This window comes from Chitinimonas koreensis, from assembly GCF_014353015.1.
Classification (GTDB): domain Bacteria; phylum Pseudomonadota; class Gammaproteobacteria; order Burkholderiales; family Chitinimonadaceae; genus Chitinimonas; species Chitinimonas koreensis.
In genome coordinates, this window is record NZ_CP060704.1 from 2,143,439 (window position 1) to 2,158,396 (window position 14,958).

Annotated in this window: 19 protein-coding genes; 8 read left to right on the forward strand and 11 right to left on the reverse strand. The window is 72.0% G+C overall.

Annotated elements, in window-relative coordinates; all coding sequences use genetic code 11:
* Positions 1–43 precede the first annotated feature (43 nt).
* Positions 44–193 carry an MGMT family protein gene (locus H9L41_RS26110; RefSeq protein ID WP_084300366.1) on the reverse strand — a complete coding sequence of 50 codons (150 nt, stop codon included), beginning with the start codon at positions 191–193 and terminating at the stop codon, positions 44–46.
* A gap of 131 nt (positions 194–324) precedes the next feature.
* Between H9L41_RS26110 and H9L41_RS09310 the strand changes: the two genes are divergently transcribed.
* The 8 genes from H9L41_RS09310 to H9L41_RS25685 all read left to right on the forward strand — a co-directional run bounded on the left by H9L41_RS09310 (position 325) and on the right by H9L41_RS25685 (position 3,057).
* Positions 325–579 carry a 2-oxo-4-hydroxy-4-carboxy-5-ureidoimidazoline decarboxylase gene (locus H9L41_RS09310; protein WP_051319104.1) on the forward strand — a complete coding sequence of 85 codons (255 nt, stop codon included), beginning with the start codon at positions 325–327 and terminating at the stop codon, positions 577–579.
* 156 nt (positions 580–735) lie between these two features.
* Positions 736–843 (forward strand): hypothetical protein, encoded by a 108-nt coding sequence (locus H9L41_RS25670; protein ID WP_308419633.1) that lies wholly within the window; start codon positions 736–738, stop codon positions 841–843.
* Between the two features lie 123 nt (positions 844–966).
* Complete coding sequence (locus tag H9L41_RS09320) at positions 967–1,275, forward strand: DUF1153 domain-containing protein (RefSeq protein ID WP_308417320.1); 309 nt, start codon at positions 967–969, stop codon at positions 1,273–1,275.
* Positions 1,272–2,093, forward strand: a complete 822-nt coding sequence (locus tag H9L41_RS09325; protein ID WP_028446689.1) for an IS3 family transposase — start codon at positions 1,272–1,274, stop codon at positions 2,091–2,093. Before H9L41_RS09320 ends, H9L41_RS09325 begins: the two co-directional genes overlap by 4 nt.
* 28 nt (positions 2,094–2,121) lie before the next feature.
* On the forward strand, positions 2,122–2,355 hold the full coding sequence (locus H9L41_RS09330; protein WP_308417321.1) for a ZIP family metal transporter: 234 nt from the start codon (positions 2,122–2,124) through the stop codon (positions 2,353–2,355).
* A gap of 85 nt (positions 2,356–2,440) precedes the next feature.
* Complete coding sequence (locus H9L41_RS25675) at positions 2,441–2,593, forward strand: hypothetical protein (RefSeq protein ID WP_308417322.1); 153 nt, start codon at positions 2,441–2,443, stop codon at positions 2,591–2,593.
* A 9-nt stretch (positions 2,594–2,602) separates the two neighbouring features.
* Entirely contained in the window at positions 2,603–2,734 is a 132-nt protein-coding gene (locus H9L41_RS25680; RefSeq protein WP_308417323.1) for a hypothetical protein, read from the forward strand.
* A complete protein-coding gene (locus H9L41_RS25685; RefSeq protein WP_308417324.1) occupies positions 2,734–3,057 on the forward strand; it encodes a DUF2325 domain-containing protein in 324 nt (107 codons plus the stop codon). Before H9L41_RS25680 ends, H9L41_RS25685 begins: the two co-directional genes overlap by 1 nt.
* 16 nt (positions 3,058–3,073) lie before the next feature.
* On the opposite strand, the gene H9L41_RS09340 is transcribed toward H9L41_RS25685, so the two are convergent.
* The 10 genes from H9L41_RS09340 to H9L41_RS09385 all read right to left on the reverse strand — a co-directional run bounded on the left by H9L41_RS09340 (position 3,074) and on the right by H9L41_RS09385 (position 14,856).
* Positions 3,074–4,153, reverse strand: a complete 1,080-nt coding sequence (locus H9L41_RS09340) for a bifunctional transcriptional activator/DNA repair enzyme AdaA (protein WP_028446691.1) — start codon at positions 4,151–4,153, stop codon at positions 3,074–3,076.
* On the reverse strand, positions 4,140–4,913 hold the full coding sequence (locus tag H9L41_RS09345) for an isocitrate lyase/PEP mutase family protein (protein ID WP_028446692.1): 774 nt from the start codon (positions 4,911–4,913) through the stop codon (positions 4,140–4,142). Before H9L41_RS09345 ends, H9L41_RS09340 begins: the two co-directional genes overlap by 14 nt.
* A 122-nt stretch (positions 4,914–5,035) precedes the next feature.
* Positions 5,036–6,856 carry an aminopeptidase P family protein gene (locus tag H9L41_RS09350; protein ID WP_028446693.1) on the reverse strand — a complete coding sequence of 607 codons (1,821 nt, stop codon included), beginning with the start codon at positions 6,854–6,856 and terminating at the stop codon, positions 5,036–5,038.
* Positions 6,857–7,242: 386 nt separating this feature from the next.
* Positions 7,243–8,382: a branched-chain amino acid ABC transporter substrate-binding protein gene (locus tag H9L41_RS09355; protein ID WP_051319105.1), complete on the reverse strand. Its 1,140-nt coding sequence runs from the start codon at positions 8,380–8,382 to the stop codon at positions 7,243–7,245.
* Positions 8,383–8,622: 240 nt separating this feature from the next.
* Positions 8,623–10,191 carry an aldehyde dehydrogenase (NADP(+)) gene (locus H9L41_RS09360; protein ID WP_034607136.1) on the reverse strand — a complete coding sequence of 523 codons (1,569 nt, stop codon included), beginning with the start codon at positions 10,189–10,191 and terminating at the stop codon, positions 8,623–8,625.
* Between the two features lie 95 nt (positions 10,192–10,286).
* Positions 10,287–11,183, reverse strand: coding sequence for a dihydrodipicolinate synthase family protein (locus H9L41_RS09365; RefSeq protein ID WP_028446696.1), 897 nt, complete (start codon positions 11,181–11,183; stop codon positions 10,287–10,289).
* Entirely contained in the window at positions 11,180–12,541 is a 1,362-nt protein-coding gene (locus H9L41_RS09370) for an NAD(P)/FAD-dependent oxidoreductase (protein WP_157462010.1), read from the reverse strand. Before H9L41_RS09370 ends, H9L41_RS09365 begins: the two co-directional genes overlap by 4 nt.
* Positions 12,531–12,764 carry a (2Fe-2S)-binding protein gene (locus H9L41_RS09375; RefSeq protein WP_028446697.1) on the reverse strand — a complete coding sequence of 78 codons (234 nt, stop codon included), beginning with the start codon at positions 12,762–12,764 and terminating at the stop codon, positions 12,531–12,533. Before H9L41_RS09375 ends, H9L41_RS09370 begins: the two co-directional genes overlap by 11 nt.
* Positions 12,761–13,918: an NAD(P)/FAD-dependent oxidoreductase gene (locus H9L41_RS09380; protein WP_028446698.1), complete on the reverse strand. Its 1,158-nt coding sequence runs from the start codon at positions 13,916–13,918 to the stop codon at positions 12,761–12,763. Before H9L41_RS09380 ends, H9L41_RS09375 begins: the two co-directional genes overlap by 4 nt.
* Positions 13,918–14,856, reverse strand: coding sequence for a 4-hydroxyproline epimerase (locus tag H9L41_RS09385; protein ID WP_028446699.1), 939 nt, complete (start codon positions 14,854–14,856; stop codon positions 13,918–13,920). Before H9L41_RS09385 ends, H9L41_RS09380 begins: the two co-directional genes overlap by 1 nt.
* Between the last annotated feature and the right edge of the window lie 102 nt (positions 14,857–14,958).

A 14,958-nucleotide genomic window follows, 5' to 3' on the forward strand; every position in this document is an offset into this window, starting at 1 on the left:
TCCAGCAACTACTACTTGCGCGCCAACCCGCCATCGTAGCCGGTCAGGGCATCATTCTTGCCGAGCACCCGGAGGCAGGGCCTACGATGGCGATCCGGTTGGCACCCTTGACCGCGGCGACACCGCGCGCCGCCTCGGGCCGGCCGAGCTTGGTCGCCTGTGCCTGATAGCTGGCAGTGCTGCCGTAGGGCATGGTCTGTAGGTTTTTCCAGGTGGTACGCCGGAAGTCGCTTCCAGGCGTATATCGGGCGCGCGCTCGAAGCTTTGCCGTTCGCCGACGTCACTGCGCTGGCGACGGCGTAGGCCAGCACGCTGACCGCGCACTTGACCGACGAGCAGCGCGGCGCCGGCCTGGTGAACCCGCGCGAGGCCGAACGGCAGCGCATCGCCGAACTGAACCGCAATTACCAGACGCGCTTCGGCCTCCCCTTCATCATCGCGGTGAAGAACCACGACAAGGCCGGTATCCTGGCTGAATTCGAGCGGCGAAGCGGCAACGGTCCGGAGACCGAACTGGCGACCTGCCTGGAGCAGGTGCATCACATTGCGCGGTTCCGGCTCGATGTCTTGCTGGGTTAGGGCCGCCCATGGTTGCGGCCGCCGTGCAGCGGCCGCAATGCATTGAACGTGGATAACTTCTTCGAATAACGCAGGCCCCTGCTTCCGTCGAAGCGACAACCGCAGGCCGGAGCGGGAGAGCACGCCGATCGTCCCATCGAGGCATTGATCGCCGAGGTGAAATCGCTGTTCGAGAAACTGCGTGCCGTGGTGCGCAACAACGGCGGCGGGCATGCCAATCACAGCCTGTTCTGGACCGTCATGTCACCGCGCGGCGGAGGCTAGCCCGACGGCGAGCTGGCGCAGGCCATTGACGCCGATCTGGGCGGCTTCGATGCGTTCAAGGACGCCTTTGTAATGACCCAGTGAAAACCTGCTCACGTCATACTTGAAGGGAAGACGATGGGCATGAAGATGGAAGAAGACATTAAGCGGTGGACGGCCAAGCGCAAGAGCGCACTGGTCTTGGACATCATCCAGGGCAAGACGACGGTGGCTGAAGCCAGCCGGGCCTATGACCTCTCGCCTGCCGAAGTGGAAAACTGGGTCGAAGACGGCAAGCGGGGCATGGAAAATGCGCTACGCGCCAATCCGCTCGATGTGCGAGAGCAATACGAGCGGCAGATCAAAGACCTGCAAGAGGCCTACGGCGAAGCGATGCTGGAGCTGCGCGCCCGAAAAAAATTGCAGTCCCTGCTGGGCGAGGACGAGAAGTGATCGAGACGATCCGCCAGGGACTGCAAGCTGACGGAATCGCCATCTCGATCGCCAAGCTGTGCCGCTGGTTCGGTGTACCCCGGCGTACGGTGTACTACCGCCCCGTCAAAGCTGAGCCCAAGATACAGCCTCGCTTCGCAGAACCGATCAAGGCCTTGATCGAAGCATCGCCCTCGTTCGGCTATCGCACGGTGGCGCACCTGCTGGGTTTGAACAAGAACACCGTGCAGCGCGTGTTCCAGTTGGTGGGCTGGCAAGTACGCAAGCGGCCGATTGGCTTTCGGCCACGCATTGAGGCGTTACCCTCGGTCGCCACGGCGCCCAACGAGCGCTGGCCCACCGATCTCTGTCGGGTCTGGGCGGGCCGGGATGGCTGGGCCACGCTTGCGCTGGTCATGGATTGCCACACGCGGGAACTGCTGGGCTGGCATCTATCGCGTAGTGGCAAAACCAGTACAGCCGGCAATGCACTGGAGCAAGCCTTGATCGCCCGCTTCGGTACCTTGGGTCGAGTGCCCAAGCCCTTCCTGCTGCGTAGCGACAATGGGCTGGTCTTCACCAGCCGGACGTATACCGCGCTGGTTCTCAGCTATGGCTTGCGGCAGGAGTTCATCACGCCGCATTGCCCGCAGCAGAACGGCATGGTCGAGCGAGTGATCCGCACGCTGAAGGAGCAGTGCGTGCATCGCCAGCGGTTCGAGACCTTGCAGCACGCTAGTCGTGTGATCGCGGACTGGATCCAGTTCTACAACCATCGACGGCCTCACCAGGCGCTGAAGATGAAAACCCCGGCGGCAACCTATGCTTTAGCCGCTTAACCTGTGCAGGTTTTGCTGGGTCATTACAGTGGCGCTATTGGCCGCCGGCTATCGGCGCGCGTTCGCGGTGGGCCTCGGCATGGCTTCCGGCCTGGTCGAGCCGGTGGGGGCGGTGGCGGGTGCCGCCATCGTCGGCTACTCGGCCGCGCTGCTGCCCTGGGGGCTGGGTTTCGCGGCCGGCGCCATGCTGTTCGTGATCAGCCACGAGATCATTCCGGAACCCATCGCAAGGGCCATGAGGCCTTCGCCACCGCCGGCCTGATCGTGGGTTTCGTGCTGATGATGATGCTCGACACCGCGCTGGCCTGACGGCGGGTTGCCGCCTACGTTCGGAGGAGGAACAGGACATGCGGGTCGCCGCACACGAATTCGAGCAGCTTTTGCGCGAGCACCATGCGCTGCTCCGCGAGCATGGCCAGGCCCAGGTCCGCTGCAGCGAACTGGTGCAGGCGCAGGCGGGCGAGATCGACCGGCTGAATGCGCAGGCGATGCGGCTGTAGGCCGCCGTGATGGTGCGCGAGACGGCGCTGGCCTGGAGCCGGGAAGAGCGCGCCGCGCTGGAACGGGCCGTGCCCGGCCTGCCGCGGCGCCTGGCGCTGGCGCGGCGGGTGGATGCCTTGCTGGTGCGTACCAGGAACTGATGCGCGAACGGCTGCAATGGCAGCACGCCGGCCGGCAGCCCGATCCGGTAACGGAAGCCGCGGCCGGGGTGCTCGACCGGGATGCCGAGGTCGACGATCCCGCCGCGCTGGAGGCCAGCCTGGTCGCCGCCGACCTGATGATCTGCCAGACCGGCTGCCTGAGCCACGGCGAGTACTGGCGCGTGCAGGACCACTGCAAGCGTACGGGCAAGGCCTGCGTGCTGGTGGAAGCGCCGCAAGCCCTGCGCATCGTGCGCATCCAGCGTCCGGCCGAAGGCGATGGCGCATCGATCGCGCCGATGGTGGCGGAGCCGGCAGGGTGAGCGGGCCGCCTGCGCGTCATGCCGACGCGGTGGCCGGGTCCGGCGCCGCAATCTGGTGGGCGCGTTCGTGTTCCAGCAGCCACCGCTTGCGCGCCAGCCCGCCGCCATAGCCGGTCAGCGCGCCGTCCTTGCCCAGCACGCGGTGGCAGGGCACCACGATGGCGATCCGGTTGGCGCCGTTGGCCGAGGCGACGGCGCGTGCCGCTTCGGGGCGGCCGAGCTTGATCGCCTGCTCCTGGTAGCTGGCGGTGCCGCCGTAGGACACGGTCTGCAGGCATTGCCAGGCGGCGCGCTGGAAGTCGCTGCCCGGCGTATCGAGCGACAGCTCGAAGTCGCGCCGCGTGCCGGCGAAGTATTCGCCGATCTCCTTCTCCGCCTGGCGCGTATGCGCGTTCTCGCCGGCCACGATCCGCGCCTTCAGCAGCCGCTGCAGATCCTTGAACTCGGTTTCCAGCATGCGGCGGTCGACGAATTCCAGCAGGCAGACGCCTTGGTCGGTCGCGCAGACGAACATCGGCCCGAGCGGCGTGGTGAAGCGGTGGATCACGATGGTGCGGGCGGCGTCGGTCGGCGCGGTGCCGGTCAGCTTCTTGTAGGTGTAGCCGAAGCCGCTCAGCGAGTCGTAGCCGCTGTCGAGCGCGACCTCGGTCGCCTTGCGGCCGCCCTTGAGCTCCTGCAGCGCGACGTTGACGCGCAGCATGCGCTGGAAGGCCTGGAAGGTGATGCCGTAGTGGCGCTGGAACCAGCGCCGCACCCGCTCCGGGCTGATGCCGCGCTGCCGCAGCTGCCAGTCGGCGATCCGCGTCTTCGGCTCGCTGCGTACCCAGGCGATGGCCTGCTCGATCTCCGGCGGCGCGCTGTGGGCGTTCTCGGTCGGCCGGCAGATCTTGCACGGGCGGAAACCGGCATCGAGCGCCGATTTGAAATCGGTATAGAAATCGACGTTCTCGCGCTTGGGCTTGCGCGCCCGGCAGGTGGCGATGCAGAACACGCCCGTGGTGCGGACGCCGACGAAGAAGATGCCGACGTGGTCCGCGGCGCGGTCGATCAATGCCCGGTAGTAGGCATCGATCAGCGTGGCGTCAGTGATCTGCATCGGCGAACACCGGCTGGAAGGATTGCCCGTCGCGGATGTCCTGCAGCATGCGCTGGAGATGCTGCTGCAGCCGGGCGTGGACGAAATTGCCCATGCTGATGCGCTTGACGCCGAGCCGGGCCAGTTCCTCGAACGGCGGCAGCGCGGGCATGCACATCACGTTCAGCGGCAAGGGCACGGCCGCCACGATGGCGGCGATGTCGGCCGGCGCGGTGACGCAGGGCACGAACAAGCCGTCGGCGCCGTGCGCGGCATACAGGCGGCCGCGGGCGACGGTGTCCTGCAAGGCGCCGTCCTGGCCGAGCAGGAAGGGATCGGTGCGGACATTGAGGAACAGCGGGACGCCGGCGTCCGCCAGCCCGGTCCGGATCGCGGCCAGCCGGGCGGCGAAGGCTTCCGCCGCGACCAGGCTGCGCCGGCTTTGCCGCACCACGCTGTCCTCCAGGTTGACGCCGACCACGCCGAGCCCGGCCAGTTCGGCCAGGTTGGCGACGACCTGGGCCGGCTCCTCGCCGTAGCCGGCTTCCATGTCCACGCTCAAGGGCAGGGCGGACGCCGCCCGCAGGCGGACGACCAGCTGCTTCAGCTCGGCGAAGCTCAAGCCCTCGCCATCGGCGTAGCCCAGCATGGCGGCGATTGCCGCGCTCGAGGTGCCGAGCGCGGCGTAGCCGGCTTGTTCGGCGGCACGGGCGCTGGCGGCATCCCAGACGTTGGCGATCAGCAGCGGCGTGTCTTGTCGGTGCAGGGCGGCGAAATCCATCGCGGGCTTCCTTGCGTGAAGTCGAAGGTCCCCAGCTTAGCCGCCCGCCTTTTGCGGCAACAACCGAAAATCGGACGAGTATTTTTCTCGATCGAGTCCCCAGTTCTCCGCCGGATCGAAGCCTATTTCTCGCCCAGCGCCGCGGTATGCCGCAGCAGCCAGTCGCGCGCCTCGCCCTCCACCAGCGGCAGCAGCCGCTGTCTCACCTCGGCGTGGTAGCGGTCGAGCCAGGCGATCTCGTCGTCGCGCAGCAGCGCCGGCTCCAGGCAGCGGCGGTCGATCGGGCACAGCGTCAGCGTCTCGAAGCGCAGGAAGTCGCCGAAGCCGTGCGAGCCGGCCTCAACCGCCAGCAGCAGGTTCTCGATCCGCGCGCCCCACTGGCCGGCGCGGTAGATGCCGGGCTCGACCGAGGTGATCATGCCGGCCCGCATCGCGGTGTGCGGCTCGGGCGCGGCGTGCGGGCTGATCACCTGCGGGCCTTCGTGCACGTTGAGGAAATAGCCGACGCCGTGGCCGGTGCCGTGGTTGTAGTCGACCGCCTCGGCCCACAGCGGTGCGCGCGCCAGCGCGTCGAGCTGCGGGCTGCGGGTGCCGGCCGGGAATTGCGCCCGGCTCAGGCCGATCATGCCCTTGAGCACTAGCGTCACGTCGCGGCGCTGTTCGGCGCGGGTCTGGCCGATGGCCAGCATGCGGGTGATGTCGGTCGTGCCGCCGAGGTACTGGCCGCCCGAGTCGACCAGCAAGAGGCCGTCGCCCTCGATCGCGGCGTGGCTGGCCTCGCTCGCGCTGTAGTGCGGCATGGCGCCGTTGCCGTTGAAGCCGGCGATGGTGGCGAAGCTGGCGCCGACGAAGCCGGGCCGGCGCGCGCGGGCGGCCACCAGCAGGCGGTCGACGTCGAGCTCGGTCATCCGCTCGCCGGCCGCCAGCGCGCGCTCGAGCGCGGCGAAGGCCTCGCACAGCGCGGCGCCGTCGTGTTCCATCGTGGCGCGGACGTGGGCGATCTCGTCGGCGGTCTTGCAGCCCTTGGCCAGCGTCGACGGGTTGACCGCCTCGATGCGCGCCATGCCGGCCGGCACCGACTCGGCCAGGCCGATGGCGACGCGGCGCGGATCGAGCAGGATCGCCTCGTCGGCCGGCAGCGCGGCCAGCATCGGCTTGACCGAGGCATAGTCGGCCACCGCCACGCCGTCGCGGGCCAGCTCGGCGACCAGGCCGGCGTCGAGCTTGCCGGCGGCGACGAACAGTGTGGCCGACTGCCGGCCGAGCAGCAGGTGGCTGACGAACACCGGGTTGTAGGGCACGTCGGCGCCGCGCAGATTGAGCAGCCAGGCGATGTCGTCGAGGCTGGACAGCAGGTGCCAGCCGGCGCCGTGGCGCACCATCGCGGCGCGGATCTGGCCGAGCTTGTCGGCGCGGCTCACGGTGGCGTGCGGCTGGCGATGGGCGCGGATGGCGCCGTCGGGCAGGCCGGGGCGGTCGGGCCAGACCGCGTCGAGCAGGTCCAGCCCGGTGCGCAGCGCGATGCCGTTGGCGGACAGCGCGTCGCGCAGCACGCGGCCGGCGGCCAGGCCCAGCACCGCGCCGTCGACCGCCACGCTGGCGCCGGGCTGGCCGGCCAGCGCGCGCGCCAGCCAGTCGGCATGGTCGAGGCTGGTGGCGACGGCGATTTTCATCAGCGTGATGCCGGAGCCGGCCAGCTCGGCCTCGGCCTGGACCCAGTAGCGGCCGTCGACCCACAGGCCGGCCTGGTCGGCGGTGACCACCAGGGTGCCGACCGAGCCGGTGAAGCCGCTGAGCCAGCGGCGGCCGTGCCAGCGGCCGGGCAGGTATTCGGACTGGTGCGGATCGGCCGAGGGCACGATGCAGGCGGCGACGCCGTGGGCGGCCATGGCCTCGCGCAGCGCGGCGAGGCGGGCGACGGCGGGGTGGAGTGGGGCGTTCATGGGGCGAGGTCCTTCGATGATCGGGTTGTGGGCTTCGGGCTGGGCGCGTTCGGATGTCGTATGCGGAAGCCGGGATTCGGGGTGGTAAGGAATTGGGGTGGTAAAGGGCTCGAAGCGGCGAGTGCTACGGCGCTCACCCTCTCCCGCGGGAGAGGGCAGGCTGAGGGAGCGGCGGTTCGGCATGTGCTGCCGGTTCCAGCGTGCTGTGTGCTGTCGTCGGCGCTGGCGGTGACTGGCTGAACTGCCGCTCCCTCACCCTCCGCCGGGCGCCCCTCCCCGTTCCTGCTGTGCAGGAACGGGGGCCTCTCCCGGCGGGAGAGGGGCTTACAGGCATGAGCCCGTTGGATCTCAGGGAGCGAGCTTTCCGGTTTTTTAAATAAGCCGCCTCACCCCCCCGACACCGTCTCCAGCACCTTCCACTGCCCCTTGTCGGCCTTGTAGACGGTGATGTCGCCGTTCTTCAGGTCGCCGCGCGCGTCGTAGGCGATCTTTGCCGAGGTCACGCCGGCGTACTGCGTCTGCGCCAGCAGCGGCAGGTAGCGCGCCGGCTGGGTCGAGCCGGCCGCCTTCATCGCGTTCACCATCACCATGGTCGCGTCGTAGGAGTAGGGCGCGTAGAACTCGATCGCGCCGAAGCGGGCCTTGGCGCGCTGCAGCAGGGCCACGCTGCCCGGCGTCTGCTCGGCCGGCAGGCCGGCCAGCGAGGCGATCGCGCCGTCGCCGGCTTCGCCGGCCAGCTTGAGGAAGGTGTCGGTGCGCGTCATCTCGCCCGAGATCAGCTTCGCCTTGAGCCCCAGCCGCTTCATCTGCACCGCCAGCGGGGCCGACTGGCTGTCGGCGCCGCCGTAGAACACCGCGTCGGGCTTCTTGGCCTTGATGCTGGTGAGGATGCTGGCGAAATCGGTGGCGCGGTCGCTGGTGTACTCGCGCTGCACCACGGTGCCGCCGGCGGCGCGCGCGGCGCGTTCGAACTGGTCGGCCAGGCCCTGGCCGTAGGCGGTGCGGTCGTCGATCACCGCGATCTTCTTCAGTCCGAGCTTCTTCACCACGAAGCCGCCCATCACGCTGCCCTGCTGGGTGTCGCTGGTCATGGCGCGGAAGGTGGTCTTGAAGCCCTGCGCGGTATAGGCCGGCGCGGTGGCCATGGCGATCTGCGGGATGCCGGCGTCGGCGTAGACCTTGGAGGCCGGGATCGAGGTGCCCGAATTGAAATGGCCGATCACGCCGGCCACCCGCGCGTCGACGAAGCGCTGGGCGATGCCGGTGGCGGCCTTGGGGTCGGCCTGGTCGTCCTCGGCCAGCAGCTCGAAGCGCACCGGCAGGCCGCCGATGCGCAGGTTCTGCCGGTTGGCGTCTTCCAGCGCCAGCACGATGCCGGCCTTCATGTCGGCGCCGTAATGCGCCTGCGGGCCGGTCAACGGCGCGGCGAAGCCGATCTTGACGACCTGCGGTTCGGCCGCCCAGGCGCTGGCGAGCAGCGCGGCGGCGAGGACCAGCGGGGTGGGGCGGAGCTTGGGGTGCGGCATGTCATCCTCTTTTCTGATTGTGGGTGGGGCGGGGAAAACGGGGTGATGCGGGCCGTTCGCTGCAGCCGGCCGGTTCTGTAGGCCGGAATTCATTCCGACAGCGCCGCTGGTTGCGTCAGCGGTCGGGGAAACCGATCAAGGTTTCGAATCCCATCGAGGTCTTTGGCCGACATTGCTGTCGGAATGAATTCCGACCTACAAACCCGGATCCGGCAGCAGAGGCCTGCGCGACGGGTGCGCTCAGCGGCGGCGTTCGCCGTCCTCGAGCCGCCACAGCACCAGCGGGTTGGCGGCCTGCAGCGCCGGCGGCAGCAGCTCGTCGGGCCAGCCCTGGTAGCAGACCGGGCGGGCGAAGCGCAGCAGCGCGGCGGCGCCGACCGAGGTGCTGCGGCCGTCGGCGCTGGCCGGGTAGGGGCCGCCGTGGACCATGGCGTGGCCGACCTCGACGCCGGTCGGCATGCCGCCGAACAGCACCCGGCCGGCCTTGCGCGCCAAGAGCGGCACCAGGCCCGGCCAGTCGACCAGCTCGGCCGGCTCGGCGTGCAGGGTGGCGGTCAGCTGGCCGTCGAGCGCCTGCAGCGCAGCCATCAGCTCGGCCTTGTCGGCGCAGCGCACCAGCAGGCAGGCCGGGCCGAACAGCTCGTGCGCCAGGGCTGGATCGGCCCGCAGCGTGGCGGCGTCGGTCTCCAGCAGCAGCGGGCCGACCGCGCGGCCGGCGCCGGTATGCGCCAGCAGCGGCTGCACGCCGGGCCGGGCGGCACGGGTGGCGGTGCCGTCGCGGAAGGCGGCGGCGATGCCGGCGCTGAGCATGGCCGCGGCCGGCACGGCGGCCAGCCGCTCGACCAGGCGGTCGCGCAGCCGGCGGTAGCCGTCGCCGTCGAGCGCGAAGGCGAGGCCCGGCCGGGTGCAGAACTGGCCGTTGCCGAGCGCCACCGAGCCGGCCAGCGCGTCGGCGATCGCCTCGCTGCGCGCCGCCAGCGCCTGCGGCAGCAGCACCACCGGGTTGGCGCTGCCCATCTCGGCGTAGACCGGGATCGGCTCGGGCCGCGCCGCGGCCAGGTCCATCAGCGCGCGGCCGGCGCGCAGCGAGCCGGTGAAGCCGACCGCGCGGATGGCCGGATGGCGGACCAGCGCCTGGCCGACGCCGATGCCGTCGTCGAACAGCAGCGAGAACACGCCCTCGGGCAATTCGAGCGCCTCGGCCGCCTCGACCACCGCGCGGCCGACCAGCTCGGAGGTGGCCGGGTGGGCCGGGTGGGCCTTGACCACCACCGGGCAGCCGGCGGCCAGCGCCGAGGCGGTGTCGCCGCCGGCGACCGAGAAGGCCAGCGGGAAGTTGCTGGCGCCGAACACCGCCACCGGGCCGATCGGCTGCAGCATCGAGGCGATCGCCGGGCGCGGCTGCGGCAGCCGCTGCGGTTCGGCGCGGTCGAGCCGGGCATCGACCCAGTCGCCGGCTTCGGCCTGGGCGGCGAACAGCCGCAGCTGGCCGGTGGTGCGCGCCAGCTCGTTGCGCACGCGCGCCTCGGCCAGCGCGGTCTCGCGCGGCACCAGGGCGGCCAGCGTGTCGGCCAGCGCCTCGAGCCGTTCGGCGATGCCGCGCAGGAAGGCGCCGTGCACCGCGCCGCCGAGCGCGGCATAGAGCGGGGCGGCGCGTTCGGCCAGCCGCGCGGCGCGGTCGACCTCGGCGGGTGCGGCGCGGTGGTAGCGCGGCGGCAGCGCCTCGCCGCTGGCCGGGTCGTGGCCATGGAAGCCGTGTTCGCCGGGCTCGCCGCTGGCGTAGCCGATCAGGGAGCGTCCTTGCAGCATCGGGGGAATCCTGTTGGGTGCAAAAAGACCGCCGCGGGCGCCGTCACGCCCGCCGGCGGCTGGAATGGAGCAACTCGGAGATGTCGCGGAACGGCTCAGTGCAGCGGTGGGCGCTGGGCCAGCGCGCGTTCGATCAGCGCCTCGGCGGCGGCCAGCTCCTCGCCGGCCAGCTCGAGCCGCGGCGGCCGCACGCGGCGGTGGCCGACGCCGAGCTTTTCCTGCACCAGCTTGATCAGCTGGACGAACTTGGGAACGGTGTCGAGCTTGAGCAGCGGCAGGAACCAGGCATACAGCTCGGCCGCCTCCTGCCAGCGGCCGGCGCGCGCCAGTTCGAACAGGCGCACCGATTCGTGCGGCAGCGCGTCGACCAGGCCGGCGATCCAGAACTGCGCGCCGGCGGCCACGCCCTCGACCAGCGCGTCGTCGACGCCGACGCCGAGCGCCAGGCGGTCGCCCGCCAGCGCCTTGATGGCGGTGATGCGGCGCACGTCGGTCGACGATTCCTTCACCGCGCGCACGTTGTCGAACTGGTCGGCCAGCTCGAGGATCTGCTCGGGCTGGAAGTCGGTGCGGTAGGCGACCGGGTTGTTGTAGACGATGCACGGCAGCCGGGTCGCGCCGATCACGGCGGCGACGTGGGCCTTCATCTCGCGCCAGTCGGTCGAGTAGACGTAGGGCGGCAGCACCATCAGCGCGCGGGCGCCGTGGGCCTCGGCGGCCTTCGCCAGCTTCACCGCCTCGCGCGTCGACAGCGCGGCGATGCCGGGGATCACCGGCAGGTCGGTGGCGCGCGCGCAGGTCTCGATCAGCTCGACCTTCTCGTCGAAATCGAGCGTGGCGCTCTCGCCCAGCGAGCCGCAGGGCACGAAGCCCTTGCAGCCGGCCTCGGCCAGCCATTGCACGTTGGCGGTGGCGGCGCCGTGGTCGACGCTGAGGTCGGCGTTGAACGGGGTGGTGATGGCGGGCAGGACGCCCTCGAACTTGACGCTCATGTGTGTGTTGCCTCGGGTTGGGTGATGGGGAGATGGGCGCTGGTCAGCGTGACCAGCCGCGCCGGTTGCAAGGGGGGGCGGTCCGATCCGGCCGGCCAGCCGTACAGCGTTTCGCAGGCGGCGCCGCAGATGCGGCCCTGGCACGGGCCCATGCCGCAGCGCGTCTGCAGCTTGGCTTCGCGCCAGTCGGCGAAGCCGGCCAGCTGGCTGTGGCGCACGTCTTCGCAGCGGCAGACCACGGTGTCGGCCGCGGCCAGCCGGGCCAGCTCGGGCCGCAGCGCGAAGCGGCGGGCCAGCAGCGCGGCGAAGCGCAGCTGGCGCGGCCGCTTGCGCGCCAGCGCGTCGGCGGCGACGAACTGGCCGGTGGCCGCCAGCGCGGCGATGCGGCCTTCGAGCAGGGCCTTGTCGAGCCCGCCGACGCCGGTCGCCTCGCCGGCGGCGTGGATCGTCGGCAGCGAAGTGCGCTGCCAGCCGTCGACGCGCACCCGGCCGTCGGCGACCTCGCAGCCGAGCGCGCGCGCCAGTTCCAGGTTGGGCAAGAGGCCGAAGCCGACGCCGAGCCAGTCGCAGGCGATCTCGCACTGCCGCTCGCCCAGTTGCAGCCGCACGGATTCGAGCCGCTCGCCGCCGCGGGCCGACAGCACGTAGGCGTCGCTGCGGTAGGGCACGCCGCGCAGCCGCCAGGCCAGGCCCGCCGCCTGCGCCAGCCGCGCCGGCCAGGCCGGCAGCGCCGCGGCGAAGCCGGCCAGCGCGCGCAGCGGCGCCTGCTCGGCGATCAGCAGCACCTCGGCGCCGGCATGCCGCAGCGTGTTGGCGGCGGCCAGCAGCAGCGGACCGCTGCCGGCCAGCACCACGCGGCTGCCGGCCAGGTCGAGGCCGGACTTGGCCAAGGCCTGCAGGCCGCCGGCGCCGGTCACGCCGGGCAGAGTCCAGCCGGGGAAGGGCAGCAGCCGCTCGCGCGCGCCGCTGGCCAGGATCAGGCGGTCGTAGTGCAGCAGGCAGGCGCCGTCGGCGTCCTCCAGCAGCAGCCGGCCCGGCGCCGGCGCGGCGACCACCCGGGTGCCGGCCAGGTGGCGGATCGGCGGCTCGGGCCGGCTGCGTTCCTTTCCGGTGGAGCCCGCCGCGGCGGGGCCCGACGGACCGCAGCCCGGCCGTACCGACCGCAGCGAGGCGATCAGGGCGGCGGCGCGCGGATGGGCGCCGTGGCGTGCGTCGCGGCGCCAGACCTGGCCGCCGGCGGCCGGGTTGTCGTCGATCAGCACCACGCTGCGGCCGGCGCGGGTCGCCACCTCGGCGGCGGCCAGCCCGGCCGGGCCGGCGCCGACGATGGCCAGTTGGGTGTGCAGCTCAGTCTCCACGGCGCACCTCCATGCCCTCGCGCACCAGCACCTGGCAGGCGCGCTGCTGCGGCCGGCCGTCGATGGCGACGCGGCATTCGAAGCAGACGCCCATGCCGCACAGCGGCGCGCGCGCCTCGCCGCCGACCGAGCGGCGGCTCCATTCGCCGGCCAGCGCGGCGGCCACGCTGATGCCGGCGGCGACCTGGCGCGGCTGGCCGTCGATCACGATGCGGACGCTCATGGCGCGGTCTCCATCAAAGCGCTGTCGGCCACCGCGACGGCGGCGGCGAAGCGGACCGGGTCGTAGGGCCGCGGATCGAGCCGCGGCGCGCGGCCGGTCAGCAGGTCGGCCAGCAGCTCGGCGCTGGCCAGCGCGGTGGTGATGCCGAGGCCCTCGTGGCCGGTGGCCAGCCACAGCCGGCGGCAGCCGGGCGCGCGGCCCAGCAGCGGCAATTTGTCGGGAGTGGTCGGCCGGAAGCCGGTCCAGGCGCGGATCGCCTGCAGATTGCGCAGGCCGGGCAGGTAGTCGAAGGCGCGCGCCAGCATGCGGCCCAGCAGTGCCCAGTCGATCGCCAGGCTGTCGTCGCGGAACTGGCGCGAGGAGCCGATCAGCAGCTGGCCGGTGGCGCGCGGCTGCACGTTGAAGGCGACCGAATCGCCGTCGCCGGCGTGCGCCGTGCGCACGTAGCCGAGCTCGACCAGCTGGTGGCGCACCTGGCCCGGATAGCGCTCGGTGACCAGCAGCTGGCCCTTGCGCGGCGCCAGCGGCAGGCCGGGCAGCAGCGCGCGGCTGGCGCAGCCGGCCGCCAGCACGATCTGGCCGGCGCGCAGCGTGCGGCCGTCGGCCAGCCGGGCGCGGCCCTGGTCGTCGATGGCGGCGACCTGGCCGCGCAGCAGCTCGGCGCCGTGGCGGCGCGCCGATTCGAGCAGCCAGGCGCTGGCGCGCGGCGGGTAGAGCACCGCGTCGCCGGGCACCCGCAGGCCGCCGGCCAGCCCGGCCGCCAACTGCGGCTCGGCGGCGCGCAGGGCGTCCGGGCCGAGCAGCTCGGCGGCCAGGCCGTGGGCGGCGTAGACGGCGCGCTTACGCTCGGCCTCGGCCAGCTCGTCAGGGGCGCGGGCGATCCACAGCGTGCCGCAGGCGCGGTATTCGGCCTCGGCCGGCAGTTCGTGGCGGCGGGCCTGCCAGCGCGCCAGACCGTCGGCGCTCAGCGCCAGCTCGGCCGGGCTGCCGTCGAGCACCACCAGGTGGCCCATGCCGGCCGCGGTGGTGCCGCCGGCCGGCGTGCCGCCTTCCACCACCCGCACCCGCAGCCCGCGCCGGGCGCAGCTCTCGGCCAGCGCGCTGCCGACGATGCCGGCGCCGACGATCAGCAGGTCGGCGTCGTGGCTGGCCATCAGCGGATGCCCCAGGCGAACGGGTCGGCCGGATCGACGATCAGCTCGGCCTCGCCGTTGACGTAGGCGCGGCTGGCGATGCGCGGCAGCAGCCGGCCGCCGGCCTCCTCGAAGCTGGCCTCGAACACGCTGCCGATCACGCTCTCCTGGCGCCAGACCTGGCCGGCCGCCAGCTTGCCGTCGGCGGCGAGGCAGGCCACCTTGGCGCTGGTGCCGGTGCCGCAGGGCGAGCGGTCGTAGGCGAGGCCGGGGCAGAGCACGAAGTTGCGCGCGTCGGCGCGTTCGCTCGGGCCGAACAGCTCGACGTGGTCGATCTCGGCGCCGTCGGCGCCGGTCACCTGCTGGCGCGCCAGCGCGGCGCGGATGCGCATCGCGCAGTCGGTGAGCCGGGGGATGTTGTCGGCGGCCAGCCGCAGGCCGTGGTCGGCGACCAGGAAGAACCAGTTGCCGCCCCAGGCCACGTCGCCGTGCAGCCGGCCGTAGCCCTCGACATCGAGCGGCACGCGCGCCGCCAGCCGGTAGCTCGGCACGTTGAGCAGGCTCACGCTGCCGTCGGCCGCCAGCGTGGCCTCGACCACCCCGACCGGGGTGTCGATGCGGTGGCGGCCCGGCCCGATGCGGCCCAGGTGGGCAAGGGTGGCGACCAGGCCGATGGTGCCGTGGCCGCACATGCCCAGCGTGCCGACGTTGTTGAAGAAGATCACCCCGGCGGCGCAGCCGGCTTCGTGCGGTTCGCACAACAGCGCGCCGACCACCGTGTCGCTGCCGCGCGGCTCGTTGACGATGGCCGAGCGGAAGTGGTCGAAGCGGCGCTCGAAGCGTGCGCGGCGCTCGGCCAGCGGCCCGTCGCCGAGCTCGGGACCGCCGGCCAGCACCACGCGGGTGGGCTCGCCGCCGGTATGCGAATCGACTACGCGGATGCGGTGAAGCTCAGTCATGCGGCATTTCCTCGGGGCTTGCGCCCGGGTTTCGAATGCCGTCATGCTAGTTTTGGGTGGTCCGGCGATCTTGTGCGATCTCGCCACCCTGGCGCCCCTTTC

Excerpts from the sequence above, each read along its gene's own strand:
- H9L41_RS26110 (WP_084300366.1), bottom strand. The coding sequence starts at position 193 with ATGCCCTACGGCAGCACTGCCAGCTATCAGGCACAGGCGACCAAGCTC.
- H9L41_RS09320 (WP_308417320.1), top strand. The coding sequence starts at position 967 with ATGAAGATGGAAGAAGACATTAAGCGGTGGACGGCCAAGCGCAAGAGC.
- H9L41_RS25675 (WP_308417322.1), top strand. The coding sequence starts at position 2,441 with ATGCGGGTCGCCGCACACGAATTCGAGCAGCTTTTGCGCGAGCACCAT.
- H9L41_RS25680 (WP_308417323.1), top strand. The coding sequence starts at position 2,603 with ATGGTGCGCGAGACGGCGCTGGCCTGGAGCCGGGAAGAGCGCGCCGCG.
- H9L41_RS25685 (WP_308417324.1), top strand. The coding sequence starts at position 2,734 with ATGCGCGAACGGCTGCAATGGCAGCACGCCGGCCGGCAGCCCGATCCG.
- H9L41_RS09340 (WP_028446691.1), bottom strand. The coding sequence starts at position 4,153 with ATGCAGATCACTGACGCCACGCTGATCGATGCCTACTACCGGGCATTG.
- H9L41_RS09345 (WP_028446692.1), bottom strand. The coding sequence starts at position 4,913 with ATGGATTTCGCCGCCCTGCACCGACAAGACACGCCGCTGCTGATCGCC.
- H9L41_RS09350 (WP_028446693.1), bottom strand. The coding sequence starts at position 6,856 with ATGAACGCCCCACTCCACCCCGCCGTCGCCCGCCTCGCCGCGCTGCGC.
- H9L41_RS09355 (WP_051319105.1), bottom strand. The coding sequence starts at position 8,382 with ATGCCGCACCCCAAGCTCCGCCCCACCCCGCTGGTCCTCGCCGCCGCG.
- H9L41_RS09360 (WP_034607136.1), bottom strand. The coding sequence starts at position 10,191 with ATGCTGCAAGGACGCTCCCTGATCGGCTACGCCAGCGGCGAGCCCGGC.
- H9L41_RS09365 (WP_028446696.1), bottom strand. The coding sequence starts at position 11,183 with ATGAGCGTCAAGTTCGAGGGCGTCCTGCCCGCCATCACCACCCCGTTC.
- H9L41_RS09375 (WP_028446697.1), bottom strand. The coding sequence starts at position 12,764 with ATGAGCGTCCGCATCGTGATCGACGGCCAGCCGCGCCAGGTCGCCGCC.
- H9L41_RS09380 (WP_028446698.1), bottom strand. The coding sequence starts at position 13,918 with ATGGCCAGCCACGACGCCGACCTGCTGATCGTCGGCGCCGGCATCGTC.
- H9L41_RS09385 (WP_028446699.1), bottom strand. The coding sequence starts at position 14,856 with ATGACTGAGCTTCACCGCATCCGCGTAGTCGATTCGCATACCGGCGGC.